Below are 21,294 nucleotides of genomic sequence, written 5' to 3'. Positions count from 1 at the left end.
AATTTTTGATGGGTTTCAGGAACCATCCCTTTTCAAATAATGAAACCTGTATAGATTTCTGGAAAACATTTCTTATTTTGTTTGTCTGTGTCAATACACGACTGTTCCCTGTAACAGAAGAAATTGGAAGCTTAACAAAATAACCCGGGTGATTTTATGCCAAGCGGAAAAAAAAGAAAACGAGCAAAAATTGCGAAACACAAACGCAAAAAACGTCTGAGAAAAAACAGGCATAAAAAGAAAAAGTAATTTTTAGGTCAGAACCATTTCAAGGGCACAATTTTTTGTGCCCTTTTTTTATGGCCATACTCAACTCAGGCGGCATTTACAACAACACTGCTGTCGGCAATTTTGATGATTTTATTAGCCTTATACAACAAATGTGTGAGTTTTCTACCAATGTAATTGTGAACCTCATTCAGGCTATCCAGATTGCCGATGGAGAATTGAAAATAGGAAAGCAGGTTGATGGCAGTGAGATATTTCCCATATTCATCACCGTCAATTTCAATATGCCATCGGGTGATGATATCATCTGAAATCAGCAGCTCATTCACTTTCTTGCTGGCTCGGTCCATCCACTCGCTTGCCATCTGAATTCTGTAATTATCATCATCTGTACCCGTTTCCGGCTGACAGCGCTGAACATCAAAATGCCAGACAAGCTCGATGTCGATAGAAGGCACCACATTGGCTTCCATTAAACGCTTCGACTTCAACATGGGATGATCGCCGGTACCGTCTAACTTATTAGCCATGGCGGCTTCCCGAAAACTGTCCCAGTCGAAATTAATAGAAAGATGTGTTAAGTGATTCGTGGAATCTTTCAGATCAATCAGAATTTCAAGTCCTGCAGCATTTATCTTTGATTCTTCCCACGTTTTAAACTTAACAACATTTATATTCCTCTTGTTTAATGAGCCGTTAATTTTGTTAACAACGGACTGAAAAATAGGATACTGCATGCTTACTTTTTATTTGAAAACTTTTTTTATCAGTTCTCATCCCAATGAATAATTTCTATGCACTAATATATCTAACGAAGGTACTAAAAAACAAATGCAAAGGCCGATCCTTTCAATTTAGTATCTCGCCGCATAAAAATGTCTGGGATGCATATATATCGCTCGAAGAAAATCGATTTCGAATAAAATTTTCGTCCGATCCAGCTGAGACAGCTCTCTTCATCGATTCCGACAGACCTCCCAAGAAGGCCAATATCACAAGCTTTTTTGATTCCCTTTCGGGAAAAACAATACGCGACGTTATCATGGCAGATAATGATCGCTACATCACTTTCATCTTTGATCAGGAGTTTTCCTTAATGTTCCAAATTTTTGGAAATACTCCGAATATCTTTCTATTAAAAAATGATGAAATTATTGAATCTTTCAAGTCACCCGATGAATTTGAAGGAAAACCTGCGCCAAAACCCCGCCAGGCTTCGGTGGCAAAATCACCAAATTCTGATGATTCGGTAAAAAGAGTTATTACCAAACTCGATCCAAAATTCCCGCGGCACCTGATTCCCCTGATTATTTATGAGTTTGGACTTAAAGAGAAATCCATTTCAGAAATTAAAGAAGTTGTTGATTCGCTCATCCACGCCATGCTGAATCGGCCGGAGTTTCGTGTGCTCGAAAATGGAAACCTCTGTTTGATTCCGGAAGACCTCCTCCCCTATGGCAATCTCAAGGTTTTTGATGATGTGAATGATGCTATTCGCTTTGCTTATTACAAATCATCTTACCAAAGACGTTTGGAAAGTCAACGGCAATCCATTCGCCCGAGAATGGAGAAGATGATCAACAAGTACGAATCAACCCTTCAGGAACTCCAAAAAGCTGATAAAGGATTGAAACGGGCTGACAAATACGAAAAATACGGACATATTTTAATGGCGCACGCTCACGAAAAAAAAGCGTTTAATGATTCGGTTACATTTCCCGATCTTTATAGTCCTGAAGATGAAGTTGAAATACCTGTAAAACCTGAACTTTCACTGGCTGAAAATGCGCAATATTATTACGAAAAATCGGCGAAATCGAAACGAAATGTAAAAGAGTCTAGGCGACGTCTTGGAGAAATTGAAAAGAAATTGGACCATTTGAAGGAACTGCAAACCTCTCTCAATGAGGTTGATAAACTTTACGAGTTCCAGGATTGGTACAAAAACCATGAGCAGGAATTGTTAGATGCTGGTGTTCTGAAAGCCGAAGCTGCCAAAAAAGCCCCGCCCTATCGCGTGCTTGAAATTGATGGTTATGAAATCTGGGTGGGTAAAAATGCCAAAAGTAATGATCAGCTGACGACCGATGCTCACAAAGAAGATGTATGGATGCATGCCCGAGGTGTAAGCGGATCTCATTTGGTTATACGAATGGATAATCACAAAGAGATGCCGCCGAAAAGTACGTTATTAAAAGCAGCTTCCGTTGCTGCCTGGAATTCTAAAGCAAGGGGTTCGGGTCTGGCGCCGGTTATTATCACAAAACGAAAATATGTTGTAAAACCGAAAGGCGCACCTGCAGGATCTGTACGCGTGAACCGGGAAGAAGTAGAAATAGTGAAACCGCAAAAAATGTCCTCATGAACCGAAAAACTATTTCTCATCCTGTTTTTCTTTGCGGCATGATGGGCTCCGGAAAGTCCACCATTGGGAAACAACTTGCAGAAGACCTGGAAGTACCGTTTACCGATCTTGACGAACTGATTGAAGAATCTGAAAAGATGACTATCCCCGAAATTTTCAATCGAAAGGGAGAAAAAAGGTTCAGGGAAATTGAAAAGCAACAAATTGTGAAAATTGCCGGTTCTGTGGAGGGTGTCGTAGCTTTAGGCGGCGGATCGCTTCAAAACCAACAGATTGTAGATCACCTGAAGTTGTATGGATGGCTGGTGTATATCGATGCTTCTCAAGTTGAGATACTGAACCGACTGAGTGATACAACCGGCCGCCCCATGCTCGAAAATTCTGTTGAACTCGAACAACGCATTTCAACATTGTTTGATCAGCGAATGCAATTTTATGAGCAGGCTCATTTCTCCATCCAAACCGAAAAAAAATCCGTAGAACAGGTAACCACCGAAATAGTAAAAAAGCTGAAGATTTATGAAGGCCGAGATTACCATTAATGCAACTTCAAGCAGCTACAAAGCTCTTGTTGGAAAAAATATTCTGGAAGAAAGTTTAGCAGAATATCTCGATGACAAAAACGCAGATAAGTTGTTTGTACTGATCGATGAAAATGTTTTTAAGCAACACTGGGGCTTCATTGAACCCGTATTGTCCGGACTTGTGAAACAGGTTCATTACCTGGAAGTGCCGCAGGGAGAAAGCAGTAAATCAATAAAAATGTGGCAAAAAACCCTCGACTTTTTGCTCAACGAAGGGATTCGCAGAAACATCCCGATTGTAGTTATTGGCGGCGGCGTAACCGGAGATCTCGGTGGTTTTACAGCTGCAACGGCCCTCCGTGGTGTACCGCTTATTCACATTCCAACAACCGTTCTCGCGATGGTAGATAGTTCAATTGGCGGGAAAACCGGAGTGAATCACACCACCGGAAAGAATCTGATTGGATCGTTTTACCAACCCGATATGGTGATTGCAGATATTCATTTTCTGAGTTCACTTCCCAAAAAAGAGTGGATTAACGGGCTGAGCGAAATTTTGAAGTATGGAGCAATCCGTGACGATAAAATATTCAAAGAGGCGGAAATATTTCTGGAACCAGATTTATCATCCATCAATCCGGAAAAACTGATTCAATTGATTGCCAAATGTATTCAGATAAAAGCCGATGTGGTTGAAGAAGATGAGTTTGAAAGCGGAGTCAGGGCTTTTCTGAACTATGGCCACACTTTTGCACATGCGCTGGAAAAGGCTTGTGATTTTGATACGATTAGCCACGGCGAAGCCGTTTTCCTGGGAATGCTGGCGGCTCAAAAACTGTCAACTTTAACGGGAGGCCGTCTCGAAACAACGAAACTCGATTTGTACCGTTCTCTTTATGCATACAGGATTTCGAAAGATGAATTGTCTTACGAACGGTTAAACGAGTATATGAAATCGGATAAAAAAAGAACCGATCAGCATATAAAATTTGTTCTACTTAAATCCTGGCAACATCCACAGGTAAAAACAGTTGAAAATGAAGCATTCATCAATCAGGCCTGGGATGTTGTATTTGATGAATTATAACAGTGTAAATCTTTCTGATCGCGATTGTTTCTAAGATACCTACATAAAATCTGGATTTTCTTTTGGCGAATGGTATTCGTTCTGCTCGCACTTGTTGCGATTACCATTCCTCTGGCTATTGGAGCTCTTCAACTTCCCGTCAGCAAGAATTACATGAAAAATGAGGTTATTACTGCCTTCAACAACCAATTTGAGGGCAGCCTGGAAGTGGAAGATGTAGGAGGATTTCTGCCTTTTTCTGCCAGTGTGGAAAATGGGAAAATATATTCTCCATCCGATTCAACGCTGGCCGTTTTTTCATTTGACAAAGCTGAGGTCCGTGTAAACATGTGGGAATTACTTCAGCAAAATCTATCTATCTCTTCATTTGAAGTTTCTGAACCCACTTTTCACTTGAAAGAGAATGAGAACGGTGAGATTACTTTCTTCAATGCCCTGAAACAAAGAGAGTTGCCTGAACAGCAACAACCCGATATTCTTGAAGGAGAAATACGAATCCTGGAAAGAATCCATATTTATGCGCCGGAAATAAAGGTGTTGGATGGAAGAATTGTGGTTGACCGATCCGTTCGCCTGCCGGAACAACTTCATCTTAATCCTCCATTTAATGTTGAAAATGTGGATTTGGAAGTCTTCCTCGAAGTCACTGAATCACAAATCTTTTTTGATCTGCCCAACTTTTACGCAGATATCCCCGGCACATCTTACCGGTTTTTCCAGATGAGCGGTCAGTTTTACAATGATGATGAATTTTTCGAACTCAACAGGTTCAGATTGAGTACGGCCATCAGCGAAACCGATTTCAGTTTTGAAGCATCTCCCGTATCGCTCTATAACGACAGTCTGGCCCAGCAGTTTAAAGATGCTACCTATCGTTTTCAAATAAGCAACAGTTCATTTGCCACATCATTTGTAAACCTTTTTGCCGACAAATATCCGCCGTTTGAGGACGATCTTCAAATCGTGTTGCAATCAGAAGGAACACTCGATGAATATTTCCTGGATCGTTTACAGGCAAATATCGGCGAGTCATCATTTTTAATTACGGCCCGGGCAGAAAACCTGTTTGCCGATAATTTTTCGTATCACGCTCAACTGGACAATGTGGTCATTCAGCCGAACATGCTCGATTGGGTTTCCGAAAACTATTTTGATCACGAATACAATCTTCAGCGTTACCAATTGAGTACTATTCGCGGCGAGTTGGATGGCGACACCGAACAACTGGCCGCCAATTTCCAGGCAGAAACACAGGCCGGTGCCTTTCATCTGGATGGTTCTCTTTCACTTAATCGGCCGCTTAATTACAATTTACTGTTTGAAGTAGATTCGCTGGATATCACGCCCTTTTTGAGTGATACCACAAGAGCTTCGGTTATCCAGGGAGATGTGACCCTGGAGGGAACAGGAACGGGAAGTAATGCCCGTTTTACAAGTTCTGTTGATTTGAGTGAGAGCACGTTGCTGGCTGTAGATCTGGAATCATTTATCGCTGATTTCGATTTTGATACCGGCGAACTGGAGTATGATATTGATGCAAGCGACGGTGAATTTTTTGTCTCTGCTGACGGCAACTATCGCAAAGAAGGGAACCAGCATGTTTTCACGTCAGACGGAGATGTTCAAAATATGGACATCAACAAGTTTTACCCGGAATTTCACGCCAACTCGACCAGTTTTAATAGTACGTTTTCCGCTGATGTTGAAGCTTCATCCATCGATGATTTAGTGGGAAGGGTGAGCTTTGAAATGGAGCAATCCACCATTGATGCGGACACTTTGCGTCCACACCAGTTTTATGCGGACATCAATCAAAATCCAGACAATACCCGAACGTTTCGTTTTACTTCGTCTTTCTTTGATGGCGAAATGCAGGGCACGCTCACCTTCGGCCTCATCCGCAAACAGTTTCAATATTGGAATGCCTATCTCCGGGAAAGAATTGAGCAGGAGTTTCTTTTTAACCCCGATTATTTTGGTGAATTAGAAACCCCGGTTTTCAGTGATGGTGAAGATTCTGCCGTTGATATATCCGTTGACATGAATGTGAAAGACCTTTCTCTCTTCCGAAAATATTATCCTGATTTTCCGGAAATTGAAAGTGAAGCGCGGTTAACTGCATCCGTGAATGCCTCGCCAGAACGGCTGCTAATAACCGGGGATATTTCCGATCAGTCTTTCCGAACTGAACAAATTCATGCGGAAAATTTTAATACCACTTTTACCGCAAGTCTCCGGCACGATGCAGATTTAAAATCTTCAAGCACCGTCGATCTCCAGATTAACAGTTCGCAGGCCGGATTCAAAAATCTCAACCTCAAAGAAAGTTCCATCAATTTTACGATGCGGGATGATTCGTTCCGTGTTCATCAAAATTTTGAACGATTGGAAGATGATCTTGTCCTTGAGTCGGTTTTCAACGGTCATCTTCGGGCGGATACAGTTGAAGTGACACTTGAAAATTTTGCAATGGGTACATCGGTTTATAAATGGACAACTCAAAATATTCCCAAACTTGCCTACACAAATCAACACAGCCTTGTAGTAGACAATTTTGTATTGGTCAGCGATACCGATTACATAGAAATCAACGGAACCTACAGTGACAACTTTGAAGATTCGGTAAACTACCAAATCGAAAACCTGGATTTAAGCCGAATATCCGGTCTTATTGACGGTCGGGTTACGTTTTCAGGAATGCTGAATGGCGATTTTGAAACCCGTACTCTTTCACAAATACCGTCTATTACCGGTAACCTGGCGATTGAAGAGGGAAGAATGCTGGGACGGGTTGTTGGAGATGTAACCCTCAATAGTACATTTAACAGTGAGCTTGAACGGTTTGATACCAACGTCCACATTTATACCGATCCTCAAAAATATCAGCGATATTACAATAGAAATGACGGAATTGGGCAGGATCTTAGACTTGACGGCTATTTTAAACTGCCGAACGAAAACACTCCTCCGGATGAAGAACTTTTCAATTTCGATGCTGATTTCAGGCAAATCGATATGTGGATTGTTTCCGTAATTGTCCCCAATATTATCATAGATATGGAGGGAAGTGCTACCGGCAACGGATACATCCGGGGAAATGCAACTGATTTCGACTTTGATGCCACCTTCAATACAAATGATGTGTATGGAGTTCCGGCTTTTACCAATGTTGAGTATACCTTGAATGGTGATATCCGGTTCAACAAAACCGATGGACTTATATTCCAGGATGTGCAACTTGCCGACCAACACGGAGGAACCGGCACACTGAATGGGCAGGTGGATCTGAATAATTTCGCGCCGGTAACAGACATCGATCTTATTCTTGATCTGGATGACCTTCAGTTCATGAATAATCCATACGATCCCGACATTCCTTTCTACGGAAGTATTTTTGGTACCGGCCGGGCGGAAATCACAGGCACCAATTTTCAACCCTTGTTGCGTACAATTCGTCCGTTAGCCATTTCGTCAAATTCCAGTATTTCCATTCCGCTTGAGCCAACAACCGAATACGAACAAGATCATCGCTTTATCCGGTTTGTTGAATCCTTCGACATTCCCTATTGGGAAAGCAGCCTTTCGCCGATAAATGGCGAAAATGGACAGGAAGAATTAACCGAAGAACTCTCGTTCATGGAGAGGTTTACGATGGATCTCCAGTTCCAGGCAAATAATCCCATTAATGTGGATGTGATTTTTGATCGCGTTACCAATGATATGATCGACGCAAATGGAACGGGACAAATGCGGTTAATCCTCGATGATCAGAATGTAAGCATGTTTGGCCGGTTCAATATCGAAAGCGGAACCTACCAGTTTGTAAGTGGTGACATTTTTACCCGGCGATTTTCACTTGAAGAAGGCGGTTCCATCAGCTGGTCGGGGGATTTAGCCGATGCAGATTTAGATGTGACTGCTGTTTACAGGGCCAGGCCAAATATCAATACGTTACAGGTAACCGGTGTAGATGCGGCAAGCCAGGGACCGGCTCAACGCGTGCCTGTTGAGTTAGTCCTTGAAATAACCGGTACGATGACATCGGTAGAGAACGATTTCTTTTTTCGCATGCCTACCGGAATCGAAAGCAATGCAGATCCCACGATTGCTACTCAGATCAGCAACTTGAACCAAAATGAAGATGAGAAACTGATCCAGGCAACCAGCATTTTGTTGAGCGGAAACTTCCTGCCTCCATCTCAAACGCAGGGCCTCGGGCTCACTGAAAGTTTTTCGGGTACGGCGGTTGTTGTAAATCCACTCATTACCAGCCAATTAATCAACCCTCTTCTTTCAAATCAAATCAGTTCACTCCTTAGAAGTGATGTAACATTTGATATTGATGTAAATCTTAACACCTTAAACGAAGTAGATCTGGGTGTAGCCTTACGGCTTTTTGATGACCGGATTGTTCTCCGGCGTGAAGGTCAGATCACCGGTGAACAAAGTGAAATTGGTGATATCGGTGCCACCTATCGTATCAATCAAACATTTTCACTGACGGCCTTTCACCGGCAGGATCCGACGATAACGAACACCAGCGACTTTGAAACCCAGCAAGCCCAGGAAATGAATGGAATTGGAGTTGAAGCGCAGGTTCAATTTAACACATGGCAAAAATTGAGAGCCAGAATCTCAAACGCATTTCGGTCGTTGTTTGGCATAGAAACGAAGGATGAAGAGGACGACCAATCAATAGTAGAAAATTAACTGAAGAAATTTATAAATAACTTAATGTCTCAAAACAACCTTAGTTCACTAGAAAAGAAAATCATTGAAATCCTTCAATCCTATCCTGATGCTTCCATTCCTATACCCCTTTTGGTAGAAGCACTTGGCCTGTCTAAAAAGAAAGGGGAAAGAAAGTTAAAGAACGCTATCAATCGGCTGAAACAGCTCGAGCATGTGATGGTATCGAAAGGAAACCTGGTTCGGCTGAATGAAACGGCATCGGGCGACAAAAATATTGTACAAGGCAAACTTGATGTAACCAGCCACGGCGATGGATACGTCATTGTTGAAGGCCGGGATCAGGATATAAAAATCTCCCGAAAATATATGAGCACCGCTCTCGATGGCGACATCGTGAAAGTAAAACTCATGGGGTATCACAAAAAAAGCAATAAGCCTCTCGGCCGGATCGAAGAAGTGATTAAGAGAGCGAGTACCCTTTTTGTAGGAACCCTCGATGAGGTAGCAAAAAACACGTACATCATAAAAACGGATTCCCATTCTTCCCGGGTGGATTTCTTTGTGGAACTGAACGATTTGAATGGTGCAAAACCCGGAGAGAAAGTATCCTGCCGGATGATACAATGGGATGATGTTCGCGGATATCCTCAAGCCAAAGTGGTACAGGTTCTCGGAAAATCCGGATCAAACGAAGCCAATGTTTTGTCCATTCTTGCCGAAAAACAGTTTCATGCAGAATTTCCTCCGGAAGTTGAACAGTTTGCGGCCAATATTCCCGATCAAATCCCGGAGCAGGAAATCCAGCGCCGGCGGGATATGCGTGATGAAGTAGTTCTCACCATCGATCCGGCCGATGCCAAAGACTTTGACGACGGACTGAGTATAGAAATCCTGGATAATGGCAATTACTATCTCGGCGTCCACATTGCCGATGTAACTCATTACATGCCCCGCGGCTCTACACTGGATGATGAAGCCTTTGATCGTGGAACAAGCGTCTATTTGGTCGATCGTGTCATCCCGATGCTGCCGGAAAGATTAAGTAATAACATGTGTAGTTTGCGACCGCGTGAGGACAAGCTGGCCTATAGTTGTTTTATGGAAATTGCTCCGAATGGAAAACTTGTGGATTATTCGATCGAAGAAACCGTAATCCATTCCAATGAGCGATTTGTGTATGATGAAGTTCAGGATATTCTTGACGGAAAGAATGATCATTCGCTGAAACCTCAGCTCAAAATTCTCCAAAAACTTGCAAATACATTGATGGATCAGCGGTTCAAAAAAGGTTCGATCGCTTTTGAAACACCTGAACCCAAATTCATCCTGGATGATAACGGCAAACCCGTTGACGTGATCGTAAAGGAAAGACTGTTCGCGCACAAACTGATTGAGGAATGCATGCTCATGGCAAATAAAACAGTAGCCTATCATGTAAATACATTACGAAAGAAAGGTGGCAAAAGCGTGAAAAATGACCATCCGTATCTTTACCGGGTCCATGACAAACCCGATTTGGAAAAACTTCATAACATCCGGGAAACTGCCAAACCATTAGGTATTCATTTTGATGTAGACGGTTCTATAAGCTCAAGTAAAATCAATGCATTATTGAAAGAGGTGGGAGGAACATCTATCGAAAAAATCATTAACGACCTGATGCTTCGCGCGATGTCCAAGGCAGAATATTCTCCCAAAAACATCGGGCATTTTGGGCTGGGTTTCGCAAATTACGCACACTTTACAAGTCCCATTCGCCGTTATCCGGATGTAGTTGTGCATCGGCTTTTAAAACGCTACAATTCAGGTTCAACAGAGTATACATATACACAACTTGAGCAGATTGGCGAACATTGTAGCGAGCGCGAACGTTATGCTGTTGAAGCAGAACGCGATTCGGTGAAGTTGAAACAGGTAGAATACCTCTCCGAACGGCTGGGTGAAACCTATCAGGGTACCATCAGCGGAGTTACCGAAAACGGTCTGTATGTTCTGCTTGACGATATATACTGTGAAGGCATGATTCGCGTTAGTGATTTAGTTGATGATTATTACATTTATAATCCGAACATGCACTGCTTGGTGGGAAGATCGAAGGGTAAGAAATTCCGGCTTGGCGATACCATCAAAGCAAAAGTGACACGAACAGACCTTGAAAAAAGGCAAATTGATCTGGCATTATCTGATTTCTAATCATAATTACGTTTTTATATGAGTACACTATCCAAATCATTACTCATCTCGCTGATGGCTTTTCTATTTACAGCATCAGCGATACAAGAGGCGTCGGCCCAATTTTTTAATTTCGGAAAGAACCGGGTTCAATACGAAGAGTTCGAATGGCGGTTTATTGAAACCGATCATTTCGACGTTTATTACTACGACTCCAAAAATTATCACCTCGCTCAATTTACAGCAGAATCTGTTGAATCCGGCCTCAAACAGTTGAATGAAGATTTTGGAGATCAGCTCACCCAGCGGATACCGGTTATTATTTATGATTCTCACAGCGATTTTTCCCAAACCAATGTGGTTCGCCTTCCGGTAGATGCCCAGGGAATTGGCGGTGTAACGGATAAGTATAAAAACCGCATGACCCAACCTTTCATGGCTGATTACGCCGACTTCCGCCGAACCATTCATCACGAGCTGACCCACGCTTATATTAATGACGTTTATTATGGCGGTTCTGTACAATCGATCATGTCGAATAATATTCAGCTTGTTTTTCCTACATGGTTCGAAGAGGGGCTTGCAGAATTTCTAGCCCTTGAATGGGATACCCAAACCGATATGTACATCCGTGATGCCACACTAAATGATTACCTTCCTCCATTGAATCAACTGAGCGGGTTTATGGCATATCGTGGAGGCCAGTCTTTCTGGTATTTCATTGCAGATCAATACGGCCGGCCTAAAATCACAGAAATTCTGCAGAGAATAAAAACCACGCGAAATATTCCGCAATCGCTGGTTCAGTCGTTGGGATTAGATCTTGAAGAGCTCTCCGACCGCTGGCACGAATATTACAGGCAACGATATTTTCCCGAAGTTGCCAATCGGCAATCTTTGAGTAGTGTGGCTACACAAATCACAAACAGAGCCCGTTCCGGATCATACAACACCAGTCCCTCCATTTCTCCAAGAGGCGACCGTATCGCTATGATTACCAACCGAAGAGGGGTATTCGATGTAGTAATTGTTGATGCAAATACTGGTGAAAGGCTGAAAACCATTGTAAACGGGGCCGACAATCCCATGTTTGAAGAACTTAATATTTTGAACCCAAACCTTTCATGGTCTCCCGATGGTTCTCAAATTGCGCTTTCAAGTAAATCCCAGGGATCTTATAACCTTGCAATTGTAGACTATGAAACCCAGAATACGCGCACAATTCGCTTTCCCAAATTGGATGCCATCAATTCTGTGGCGTGGTCTCCGGACGGTACCAAAATTGCCTTTGACGGCAATATCGGGCCTTACCAGGATATCTTTGTTTACAATCTTGAAACGAGTGATTTTGTAAATCTCACAAATGATGTGTTTACGGATGTTGAAGCAGCCTGGGGACCGGATTCCGAAACTATCTATTTTATATCAAACCGGGGAGAGCACACACAACCGAACACTTTTCTTGCCGGTTATTCCGGAATGAAAGAGAATTCATTTTTCCAGAGTGATATGTATTCAATTGACACGAATACACGCAGGATAGATCGGCTTACCAATACACCAAGCTGGTCTGAAACAAATCCAAGACTGACCAGAAACGGAGAACTTCTTTTTGTTTCCGATCAAAATGGTATTCCTAATATTTATGAGTATGATTTATCCAGCCGGTCCGTGTATCCACTTACGGATTTACAATCGGGAATTATGCAAATGTCAGTTTCTGCGGATGGCACCCGTTTGGTATTCAACTCGCTGAATGAAGGCTACCCTGATATTTTTATGATGAGATCCCCGCTCACCCAACGGAGAGACACATTGACGCCAAACACATGGGCACAGGAAAGGCAACAGGAAAATCCCGGTGACAGAGTTCCGGCAGTACAATATGTTCAGGAAATGATTAATGCCAGAACTCAGGGCAACGCTATTTCATCGCGAATGATTACGGATCCGTCGTTATCCGGTTTCAACAGATATATCGCACCGGAGAGACAAGATACAACGGAGGTATCCGAATCCGACCGAATTGATTTTAGAAATTATCAATTTGGAGAAGCTGTTGTGCGGGATTCAACGCTAGAACTTCGGGACGACCCCAGCAATTTTGAACCCGAAGGCAATGTAACTGCAGAAGGGCTCTTTCAGCCGAAAGAATACAAACTAAGATTTTCGCCTAATTTCAGTTATTCTGCGGGGCAATTGAGTACTTATTATGGAACCTCGGCATACGCTTTTGTATCCCTGACGGATCTCTTTGGCGACCACCAGATCTCGTTTGGTTCCAATCTCGTATTTGACCTCCGAAATAGCGATTACACATTTCAGTATGGTTACCTCGGGGGCCGAACCAACTTCTTTGCATCATTCTTTCACCAATCCAGGAATTACCAAACCTATTACGGTGAGCTCTTGAGGTTCAGAACTTTTGGTGGATCTATCGATTTCCAATATCCGCTGAATCGTTACCAGCGTATTGATTACGGGGTATCTGCCATTGGAATTGCAAGAGATTTCAGTACAGTCAGCACCTTTTTTAATCCTGGTGGAGGTTTGAACAGGCCTAGCAACGCAAATACATGGTTTATCTACCCGCAGGTAACGTTTACGGGTGATTATACAATCCCCGGTTTTATTACACCCTCCGGCGGAACCAGGTATGCCATTGGGTTTTCTGGCAGCCCGCCATTAGGTGGAGACATTCCACAATTTGCAACTGTTCTCGGTGATTTCCGCAAATATTTTAATCTTGGAAGCAGATATTCAGTCGCCGTTCGCGGAACCGGTTCTGCATCTTTTGGCCGGGATTCGCAGACATTCTTTATGGGCGGGATGCTCGGATGGATAAATCAGAAATGGTCTGATGCCGAAATTCCATTCGACCGGCTTGCCGATACGTTCTTTACACTGCCGGCCACACCCCTTCGCGGACACGAATTTAATACTACCTTTGGTAACAAGTTTAGCATGGTAAATGCAGAGTTCCGGTTCCCGCTTTTTGCAGCTATTCTGCCTGGTCCGGTTCCGCTGTTACCGCTTTATAATTTGACAGGAGTGGCTTTTGTGGATGCAGGGGCTGCCTGGGGTTTTGATATACCATATTCAAGATTTGCCGACCAAAATGGAAATCCGATTGTTTATTATGAAAACCCCTCCCAACTCGACTGGCGCGTTGGAACAAAAAGAACGGAATATATCAACCCAAATACTGGTCAGCTTCGTGATGGAGAACCTGTAGAGGGTGATATTCAAACAACATTTGTTGATGGTGATATCCTGATCGGTGCCGGATTTGGCCTTCGAACCATTCTTCTGGGGCTTCCTTTCCGATATGATATCGGCTGGCCTTACGGCCGGGGTGGATTCCAGGGCAAACCTATCCACTATTTTACTATCGGAATAGACTTCTAAGCAATTTGAACTTATATATTTCAGGTGTCAGATAACCAACTGAACTTGTTGGCACAAACTGATAAGATTTATAACTTGCCGGGAAAAATTGGTGATGAATAAACCATCTTTTTCCGGCATTTTTTTATTCTGCCTTGCCTTCATGTTGGTGGCAACCAAGCCGGCTTTCCCACAAGAATACAAACTGGTTTGGTCAGACGAATTCAACGGAGACGCCATTAATACAGAAACGTGGAAATTCTGGGAGGGAACGGCGTACAATAACGAACTTCAGTACTATACTCCCAGAAGTAAAAACGCCTATATCAAAGATGGAAAACTCTATCTTGAAGCACATAGAGAGAATTATATGGGCAGAGGATTTACATCTGCGAGAATATCTACGGATAGCACAAGTATTGGATGGGAGCAGGGCCGGTTTGAAGCCCGATTAAAAATGCCCGAGGGAAAAGGATTCTGGCCTGCATTTTGGCTGATGCCCATCAAAGATCTGGGCTGGCCCAGAAGTGGTGAAATCGATATCATGGAATACCGCGGCAATGAACCATACACCACCAGCGGGGCCATCCACTTCTGGAAAAAAGAATGCGAAGGGAATCCCGTTGAATGCCGGAAATTCTTTGTTGAAGAGTTTACGCAAGAAAATAAGTTAAACGACACATTCCATACCTATTCCCTTGAATGGACAAATGATGCACTCATTTGGTATTTGGATGACCAAGAGTATCAACGCATTCCTTTCGAAGAAATTGAAGCTGAGTTCGATCCCTTCTCCGGGCCGTTTTATATCATTCTGAATCTAGCCGTTGGCGGAGATTTCCTTCCAAATCCGGATGAATCCACAGAATTCCCTCAAGCATTTATCGTGGATTATGTAAGGGTTTATCAAAAATAATAAGAACAGTCTGTCCCCAATTGTAATTTGGGACTCGAAAAACCCTCACGCTTTGTACCCTTAAAAAAATGCCTTAGCTATTGGCTTCGTTAACTGCCTGCTTAAAATCTTTCGAGACTTTCAGCATGGGCACATATTGCTCCGGTACAATTACTTCTTCGTTGGTTTTAGGATTTCTTGCAACCCGTTGTGCACGTTTCACCACCTTAAAGCTTCCAAATCCTCTGAGCTCAATGGTTTCACCTCGTTTCATGGCATCAATAACCGTATCCATAAACCCGTTAACGACGGCTTCGGTTTCTACTTTTGTTAACCCCGTGGACGATGCGATTACATCTACAATGTCGGCTTTTGTCATAGTTTTTCTTTTGATCTGTTATTCTTAACTAAGTAGTGCTGATAACGATATAGCTCTTAATAATGTAATACAGTTAATGTCAAACTTACCCCTAATCGTTCATTATTAATGCGAAATTTTATAAAAAGTTTTGTCAAATCTTTTATACCTTCGTTTTGAATTCAACTCGGAATTTAAAAGGAACAGATGGAAGTATTAGAAAGAATCGTTGGGTTTTTAAATAATCTTGTTTGGAATACACCTGAAGTTTTACCCGCCATGGTTATTCTGCTGCTCGGCTATGGTATATTTATAACGCTCAGAATGGGTTTCATTCAAATACGCAGATTTACCCATGGTGTTAAAGTTGTAAGTGGTTTTTATGATAACCCGGATGACACAGGAGATGTAAATCACTTTCAGGCACTTTCTACCGCACTTTCTGCAACTGTTGGAATTGGTAATATTGCGGGAGTAGCTATCGCCATTCACTTTGGAGGACCCGGGGCACTCTTCTGGATGTGGGTGACCGCTTTCTTCGGCATGGCCGTTAAGTTTTCTGAATGTACACTATCCGTAAAATATCGAATACAAAATGCTGACGGATCTGTTTCCGGCGGCCCGATGTACTACATAGAAAAAGGACTTGGCCCCAATTGGAAATGGCTCTCTGTAATTTTTGCCAGCCTTGCCGTTATCTGCTCATTTTTTACGGGTAATGCAATTCAGGCCAACACTGTGGCCGATGTGATGGAAAATTCATTCTTCATCATTGTACCCACCTATGTAACCGGCCTCATTACCGCTACAATTGTAGGAATTGTTATCATCGGCGGAATAAAACGTATCGGTTATGTGACGGCACGCCTCACACCATTTATGGCTCTTGTTTATGTTTTGGGAGCACTTTTTATTCTGCTTTTAAATTATGATCAAATCATTCCCTCTTTCGGGACCATCTTTTCCAACGCATTTAATCCTCAAGCCGGAACTTGGGGCGTTGGTTCAGGATTGTTTATCACCACGATGGTCTGGGGCGTAAAACGGGGGCTCTTTTCGAATGAAGCCGGCCAGGGGTCCGCGCCTATTGCCCACGGCGCCGCCAAAACGGAAGAACCTGTCCGCGAAGGTGTAGTGGCCCTTCTTGAACCGTTTATTGACACCATTTTGATCTGTACCATGACCGGACTTGTAATTATTTCAACCGGAGTATGGGATATGAAACATGCCACGGAAGTAAACTTGAATTCACCGGATCTCGAATTCCAGATCACAGAAACTCTCGATGATGAAACCACTCTCGTTGTAAAAGAAGGAATCATTCAAAATGGAACGATGCTTAGAAGTGCTTTCCCGATTGACACGGTTTTTGCCAACTTAGAGCAAACAGAATACTTCACTGGAACCATCAACACACAAAACTTAACTGCCAGAAGCGATGCAAGTGGTGAACAAAGTGGAATTGTGTATGGGAATGAAATTTATAATGGCGCGACACTCACTTCCGAAGGATTTGAACGGGGCCTTGCACCTCTTTTCCCGGGAGGCAAATATATTGTAACCATTTCTGTGTTACTTTTTGCGATATCAACTTCCATATCCTGGAGTTACTATGGAGACCGTTCCATTCAATATTTATTTGGTGATAAATCCATTATCTACTATAAAGGTGTATATGTTATTCTGCACTTTATTGGTGCAATTACAGCACTTGGAACCATCTGGGCAATTGGTGACATTGCCCTTGGGTTGATGACATTTCCAAACCTGATTGCATTATTCGCTCTCTCCGGAGTCGTCTATGCCACAACAAAAGATTATTTCCAACGGCTGAAGGATTCTGAAGACAATGAATAATTCGAATGAGCCAACCGTCATTCAACATCCGGTTGTAGCCAGGGATCTCACAATCCTCAGGGATTCTGGTACTAAAACGGCAGATTTTCGGATGGCGATGGCGAGAATTGCAAGGATTTTAGCCTATTTTGCTCTCAAAGACCTTCCCTTGTCGGAAAAAGAAATCCAGACTCCCATTACAACCGCCAAGGGATATGAGATCGACAAAAGAATTATCGTTGTTCCTATTTTAAGAGCGGGTTTGAGCCTGGTAGATGCTATTATTGATTTTGTACCCGATGCAAAAGTTGGGCATCTGGGCATGTATAGAGACGAAACCACCCACGAGCCCGTTGACTATTATTCAAACCTTCCTCATGGGCTGGATGAAGCGATGGTTCTTTTGGTGGATCCGATGCTGGCAACCGGCGGAAGTGCAAAGGACGCTATTGAATTCCTTCAGAAAAAAGGAGCAAAAAATATTCGCTTTATCTCCCTGATTTCAGCCCCGGAAGGATTGGAACGAATTTCAAAGAATTTTCCCGATGTACAGATTATTACAGCAGCCGTGGATGAAAAACTTAACAGCAATGCTTACATCGTTCCGGGATTGGGTGACGCCGGAGACCGTTACTTCGGGACGGAATCTTAAATACGGACTGATTTTACCGGCTGTATTTCTCACGTTTTCCTGTACCGAACTTTCCGAATACGATAACCAGCAGGTTCAGGCCGCTCTCAACGACTCTCTCATTACCACTTCAGAAAGCTGGGATGTAGAAATTTCATTGTTGCGTGAAGGTCGAACCCGTATGATTATTGAAGGCTCTCATGCTGTTCAATATCAAAGTGAAGAGAATAAAAGAACTACGATAGATGGTCCGGTCTATGTCCAACTATATGATACTACTGGAGCCCTTGAAACAGAGGCATGGAGCAAAGAAGCTGTCTATTTGGAAGATGTGAGAGAGTTTGAGCTGATTGATTCTGTGCGGGTTCAAACTGTGGATGACCGGCAATTATATACCGAATATTTAAAATACATTCAGGATTCTGATCGCATTTCATCTCCGCAATTTGTTACAATCATAACCCCCACAGACAGTATTTCGGGCCGCGGTTTTGATGGACAGACTGATCTTACATCATACACAATTATCGAACCCCGAGGCCGGTTAATCGTCGATTAATGAGAACATTTGCCACATATTGTTTTCTTTCTATTTCCTTATCGCTGATTTGTTTGGCGTTCACTCAATCTGTCAATGCTCAGAACCGGGTGATCATCAACCAGGCCGACCAGGCTGAGGGGGTGACTATTGATGGCGAAAGTGTTCGGAAAATCCTTGGAAATGTCATTCTTACTACGGACGAAATGGTTCTCGAAACGGACAGCGTCTACCAATATATCGACCGAAATTTATTGATGGCATTCAACATCCAGATTGAAACCGATAACGAAATGATCTGGGCTGATACTCTGTACCACGATACGGAAGCAGAATTCAGCCGGCTGCGTGGCCGTGTTATTGTCCAGTCCGACCAAAACATTATGTTCAGCGATTCCATTGATGTTGATATGGAAACCGATATTGCCACATTTGAAGTACCCGTTAGGTTTGAGGACCAGGACGGAACACTGATCGCACAGAGCGGACTCTATTACCAGGAAGTTGATAGCGCCGTTTTCAGGGGAAACGTTCAGTTATCCGATACCACTCAATACATCGAAGCAGATTCGTTATTCATGAATCGAACGAGTGATTTGTACGAGATGTTTGGAAATGTTTTTGCTCACGATTATGAGGATGACGTCCGGTTCTCTGGTCAATATCTGTATGCAGATTCAACCGATTACCGGTTGCTGAAGGACGATGCCTGGCTGATGGAAGTAAGTGAATCAAAAGAAGATACCACCCACCTTTTCGCAGAAACCATTGAATTGACGGAAGTGGATACGGTATCTTACATGGATGCTTTTGGTAACGTGAGAATGTGGTCGCTTGAATTTTCGGCCATTGCTGATACAGCAAATTACAGAGATGATTTAGACCAGTTTATTTTGCGTTCGTCACCCAAACTTTGGCACGAAAATATCCAGCTTAGCGGTCCCTATACAGAAGCGTACATGGAGGATGACAATATTCGATTTCTGACATCCTTTCCACGGCCAATTGTTGTTCAGGAGGACTCTCTGACCGGCCGGTTGCATCAAATGACCGGCGATACGCTGAATGCCTATTTTGAAGAGGGCGAGTTGGAGCGAATCCGGGTCTTTAACAATACAGAAATTATTTTCCACCAACGGGACGAAAATGATCAGCCTGACGGTTTGATAGAGCTTATCTCTGCCGGTCCTTCCATCATGTATTTCGAAAATGGAGAATTTGATTTCTTTAAAGCTCAACAAAACATTGATGGTTCCTATCTTCCTGAAGACTCAACAAATGTTCAGCGAAGACTCGATAATTTTCAATGGAACCCGGATCTGAGACCTGAGAGACCCGACGTTCAAACACCACGCCTCCCTCCCATCCCAGAAGAACGGCCCTTTGAACTGCCTCCTAAATATTTGAGATATCTCGAAAATCAACCAGGTGTAGAAAATGCTGAGGTTAGAACACGTGAACCCGATGAGAACTAAGATTTGATAGGTAAGGATTCATATTTCTATCATTCATATAATTATGTTTATTTACCTGTTCAAAACCGTATAAACCATCGGCATGAATGATTCGGCAGCGAATCTTAACAAGGCAGAACACTATGGCGAAACCAAAAACTATTGATGAATATATTTCGGCAACCGAAGGTACTTTTGCTCATCCGATACTCTCCAAAATCCATGAGATGATTCTTGAAATAGTTCCTGAGGTAGAAGAAGCCATCAAGTGGGGTTCTCCTTCCTACGAGTATAACGGGATTATGATGACCACGGTAAAATTCAAAAAATTTGCAGCGGTATGGTTCCATAAAGGCGCTTTCTTTGATGATCCCGAAAATCTGCTGGAAGCAAGTTCTGACGATACCAAATACATGAGAAAATATATTCTTCACAGTATCAAAGATTTGAATGTAGATGCCCTCAGTGATTTGATCCGTGAAGCGGTGAAGTTTCAGGAAGAAAATGGAGAATTAACGGTACCAGACAAGTCGGAAAAGAAAGAATATTCATCAGATTTGCTTCAAAATGCACTTTCGCTTGACCCGAAAGCAAAAACTGAATTTGATAAGTTTCCCGATTACAAAAAGAAAGAATTCATCGAACACATTGAAACAGCCAAACGGGATACCACCAAGCAACGTCGTCTGGAAAAATCGCTTGATTTGATTCGACAAGGAATTGGGCTGAACGACAAATATCGGTAGCAACGACTTTATCAAAATAAGTGGTTCAAATTAAAAAGGGAGCCGAACATAATCCGGCTCCCCTTCTATTCCATGATTGAACTCAGGTTATGATATGAATGGTATCAAGAAACCAGAGAGTAACATTCGTTAATTTTCTCTCTCCAGATTGGGATCCATGGTAGTAAAATGAAGCAGCCGATAAATCGGGCAAAACTCCACTACTCCGGAAAAGATCAAAATCAGGCCTGCCAATCCCCAATAATTCTCATAAAACAAACCTAAACTGACAATTATCCCACCTGCTATTGTTCTGATTATTGAATCCCAGTATCCTACATTTTTCTTCATAATCATGGCGATCACCTCAAGTCTTTTTTTTAATACTCAAGTTATGGTACC

General features: G+C 42.7%; 15 protein-coding genes. 12 read left to right on the top strand and 3 right to left on the bottom strand.

The window, feature by feature from the left end:
* Window positions 1-314: 314 nt before the first annotated feature.
* On the bottom strand, window positions 315-965 hold the full coding sequence (locus L0B18_RS08725) for a hypothetical protein (RefSeq protein WP_234571364.1): 651 nt from the start codon (window positions 963-965) through the stop codon (window positions 315-317).
* A gap of 305 nt (window positions 966-1,270) precedes the next feature.
* Here L0B18_RS08725 and L0B18_RS08720 point away from each other — a divergent pair, with 305 nt between their 5' ends.
* From L0B18_RS08720 to L0B18_RS08690, 7 genes are all read left to right on the top strand, one after another.
* Window positions 1,271-2,593, top strand: coding sequence for an NFACT RNA binding domain-containing protein (locus L0B18_RS08720; RefSeq protein WP_234571363.1), 1,323 nt, complete (start codon window positions 1,271-1,273; stop codon window positions 2,591-2,593).
* Window positions 2,590-3,135 (top strand): shikimate kinase, encoded by a 546-nt coding sequence (locus L0B18_RS08715; RefSeq protein WP_234571362.1) that lies wholly within the window; start codon window positions 2,590-2,592, stop codon window positions 3,133-3,135. Before L0B18_RS08720 ends, L0B18_RS08715 begins: the two co-directional genes overlap by 4 nt.
* The gene (gene aroB / locus L0B18_RS08710) at window positions 3,113-4,204 is read left to right on the top strand and encodes a 3-dehydroquinate synthase (protein ID WP_234571361.1); all 1,092 of its coding nucleotides are present in this window, start codon (window positions 3,113-3,115) and stop codon (window positions 4,202-4,204) included. Before L0B18_RS08715 ends, aroB begins: the two co-directional genes overlap by 23 nt.
* 69 nt (window positions 4,205-4,273) lie before the next feature.
* The gene (locus tag L0B18_RS08705) at window positions 4,274-8,914 is read left to right on the top strand and encodes a translocation/assembly module TamB domain-containing protein (RefSeq protein WP_234571360.1); all 4,641 of its coding nucleotides are present in this window, start codon (window positions 4,274-4,276) and stop codon (window positions 8,912-8,914) included.
* 24 nt (window positions 8,915-8,938) lie between these two features.
* Window positions 8,939-11,089, top strand: coding sequence for a ribonuclease R (gene rnr, locus L0B18_RS08700; protein ID WP_234571359.1), 2,151 nt, complete (start codon window positions 8,939-8,941; stop codon window positions 11,087-11,089).
* An 18-nt stretch (window positions 11,090-11,107) separates the two neighbouring features.
* Window positions 11,108-14,476: a peptidase MA family metallohydrolase gene (locus L0B18_RS08695; protein WP_234571358.1), complete on the top strand. Its 3,369-nt coding sequence runs from the start codon at window positions 11,108-11,110 to the stop codon at window positions 14,474-14,476.
* A 94-nt stretch (window positions 14,477-14,570) separates the two neighbouring features.
* Window positions 14,571-15,371 (top strand): glycoside hydrolase family 16 protein, encoded by an 801-nt coding sequence (locus L0B18_RS08690; protein WP_234571357.1) that lies wholly within the window; start codon window positions 14,571-14,573, stop codon window positions 15,369-15,371.
* Window positions 15,372-15,444: 73 nt separating this feature from the next.
* On the opposite strand, the gene L0B18_RS08685 is transcribed toward L0B18_RS08690, so the two are convergent.
* Complete coding sequence (locus L0B18_RS08685; protein WP_234571356.1) at window positions 15,445-15,729, bottom strand: HU family DNA-binding protein; 285 nt, start codon at window positions 15,727-15,729, stop codon at window positions 15,445-15,447.
* Window positions 15,730-15,915: 186 nt separating this feature from the next.
* On the opposite strand from L0B18_RS08685, the gene L0B18_RS08680 reads away from it, so the two are divergent.
* The 5 genes from L0B18_RS08680 to L0B18_RS08660 all read left to right on the top strand — a co-directional run bounded on the left by L0B18_RS08680 (window position 15,916) and on the right by L0B18_RS08660 (window position 20,913).
* Window positions 15,916-17,565 (top strand): alanine/glycine:cation symporter family protein, encoded by a 1,650-nt coding sequence (locus L0B18_RS08680; protein WP_234571355.1) that lies wholly within the window; start codon window positions 15,916-15,918, stop codon window positions 17,563-17,565.
* Entirely contained in the window at window positions 17,558-18,196 is a 639-nt protein-coding gene (gene upp, locus L0B18_RS08675; protein ID WP_234571354.1) for a uracil phosphoribosyltransferase, read from the top strand. The genes L0B18_RS08680 and upp overlap by 8 nt, the downstream gene beginning before the upstream one ends.
* A complete protein-coding gene (lptC, locus tag L0B18_RS08670; RefSeq protein WP_234571353.1) occupies window positions 18,090-18,734 on the top strand; it encodes an LPS export ABC transporter periplasmic protein LptC in 645 nt (214 codons plus the stop codon). The genes upp and lptC overlap by 107 nt, the downstream gene beginning before the upstream one ends.
* Window positions 18,734-20,188: an OstA-like protein gene (locus L0B18_RS08665; RefSeq protein ID WP_234571352.1), complete on the top strand. Its 1,455-nt coding sequence runs from the start codon at window positions 18,734-18,736 to the stop codon at window positions 20,186-20,188. Before lptC ends, L0B18_RS08665 begins: the two co-directional genes overlap by 1 nt.
* Before the next feature lie 122 nt (window positions 20,189-20,310).
* Window positions 20,311-20,913 carry a DUF1801 domain-containing protein gene (locus L0B18_RS08660; protein ID WP_234571351.1) on the top strand — a complete coding sequence of 201 codons (603 nt, stop codon included), beginning with the start codon at window positions 20,311-20,313 and terminating at the stop codon, window positions 20,911-20,913.
* 129 nt (window positions 20,914-21,042) lie between these two features.
* On the opposite strand, the gene L0B18_RS08655 is transcribed toward L0B18_RS08660, so the two are convergent.
* Window positions 21,043-21,249, bottom strand: coding sequence for a YgaP family membrane protein (locus L0B18_RS08655; protein ID WP_234571350.1), 207 nt, complete (start codon window positions 21,247-21,249; stop codon window positions 21,043-21,045).
* Between the last annotated feature and the right edge of the window lie 45 nt (window positions 21,250-21,294).

Origin of the sequence: Rhodohalobacter sp. 614A, from assembly GCF_021462415.1 — a bacterium.
Classification (GTDB): domain Bacteria; phylum Bacteroidota; class Rhodothermia; order Balneolales; family Balneolaceae; genus Rhodohalobacter.
This window is presented reverse-complemented; position numbering and strand designations above follow the sequence as displayed.

Coding starts and splice junctions, on each gene's coding strand:
- L0B18_RS08725 (WP_234571364.1), bottom strand. CDS start 965: ATGCAGTATCCTATTTTTCAGTCCGTTGTTAACAAAATTAACGGCTCA.
- L0B18_RS08720 (WP_234571363.1), top strand. CDS start 1,271: ATGGCAGATAATGATCGCTACATCACTTTCATCTTTGATCAGGAGTTT.
- L0B18_RS08715 (WP_234571362.1), top strand. CDS start 2,590: ATGAACCGAAAAACTATTTCTCATCCTGTTTTTCTTTGCGGCATGATG.
- aroB (WP_234571361.1), top strand. CDS start 3,113: ATGAAGGCCGAGATTACCATTAATGCAACTTCAAGCAGCTACAAAGCT.
- L0B18_RS08705 (WP_234571360.1), top strand. CDS start 4,274: ATGGTATTCGTTCTGCTCGCACTTGTTGCGATTACCATTCCTCTGGCT.
- rnr (WP_234571359.1), top strand. CDS start 8,939: ATGTCTCAAAACAACCTTAGTTCACTAGAAAAGAAAATCATTGAAATC.
- L0B18_RS08695 (WP_234571358.1), top strand. CDS start 11,108: ATGAGTACACTATCCAAATCATTACTCATCTCGCTGATGGCTTTTCTA.
- L0B18_RS08690 (WP_234571357.1), top strand. CDS start 14,571: ATGAATAAACCATCTTTTTCCGGCATTTTTTTATTCTGCCTTGCCTTC.
- L0B18_RS08685 (WP_234571356.1), bottom strand. CDS start 15,729: ATGACAAAAGCCGACATTGTAGATGTAATCGCATCGTCCACGGGGTTA.
- L0B18_RS08680 (WP_234571355.1), top strand. CDS start 15,916: ATGGAAGTATTAGAAAGAATCGTTGGGTTTTTAAATAATCTTGTTTGG.
- upp (WP_234571354.1), top strand. CDS start 17,558: ATGAATAATTCGAATGAGCCAACCGTCATTCAACATCCGGTTGTAGCC.
- lptC (WP_234571353.1), top strand. CDS start 18,090: ATGTACAGATTATTACAGCAGCCGTGGATGAAAAACTTAACAGCAATG.
- L0B18_RS08665 (WP_234571352.1), top strand. CDS start 18,734: ATGAGAACATTTGCCACATATTGTTTTCTTTCTATTTCCTTATCGCTG.
- L0B18_RS08660 (WP_234571351.1), top strand. CDS start 20,311: ATGGCGAAACCAAAAACTATTGATGAATATATTTCGGCAACCGAAGGT.
- L0B18_RS08655 (WP_234571350.1), bottom strand. CDS start 21,249: ATGATTATGAAGAAAAATGTAGGATACTGGGATTCAATAATCAGAACA.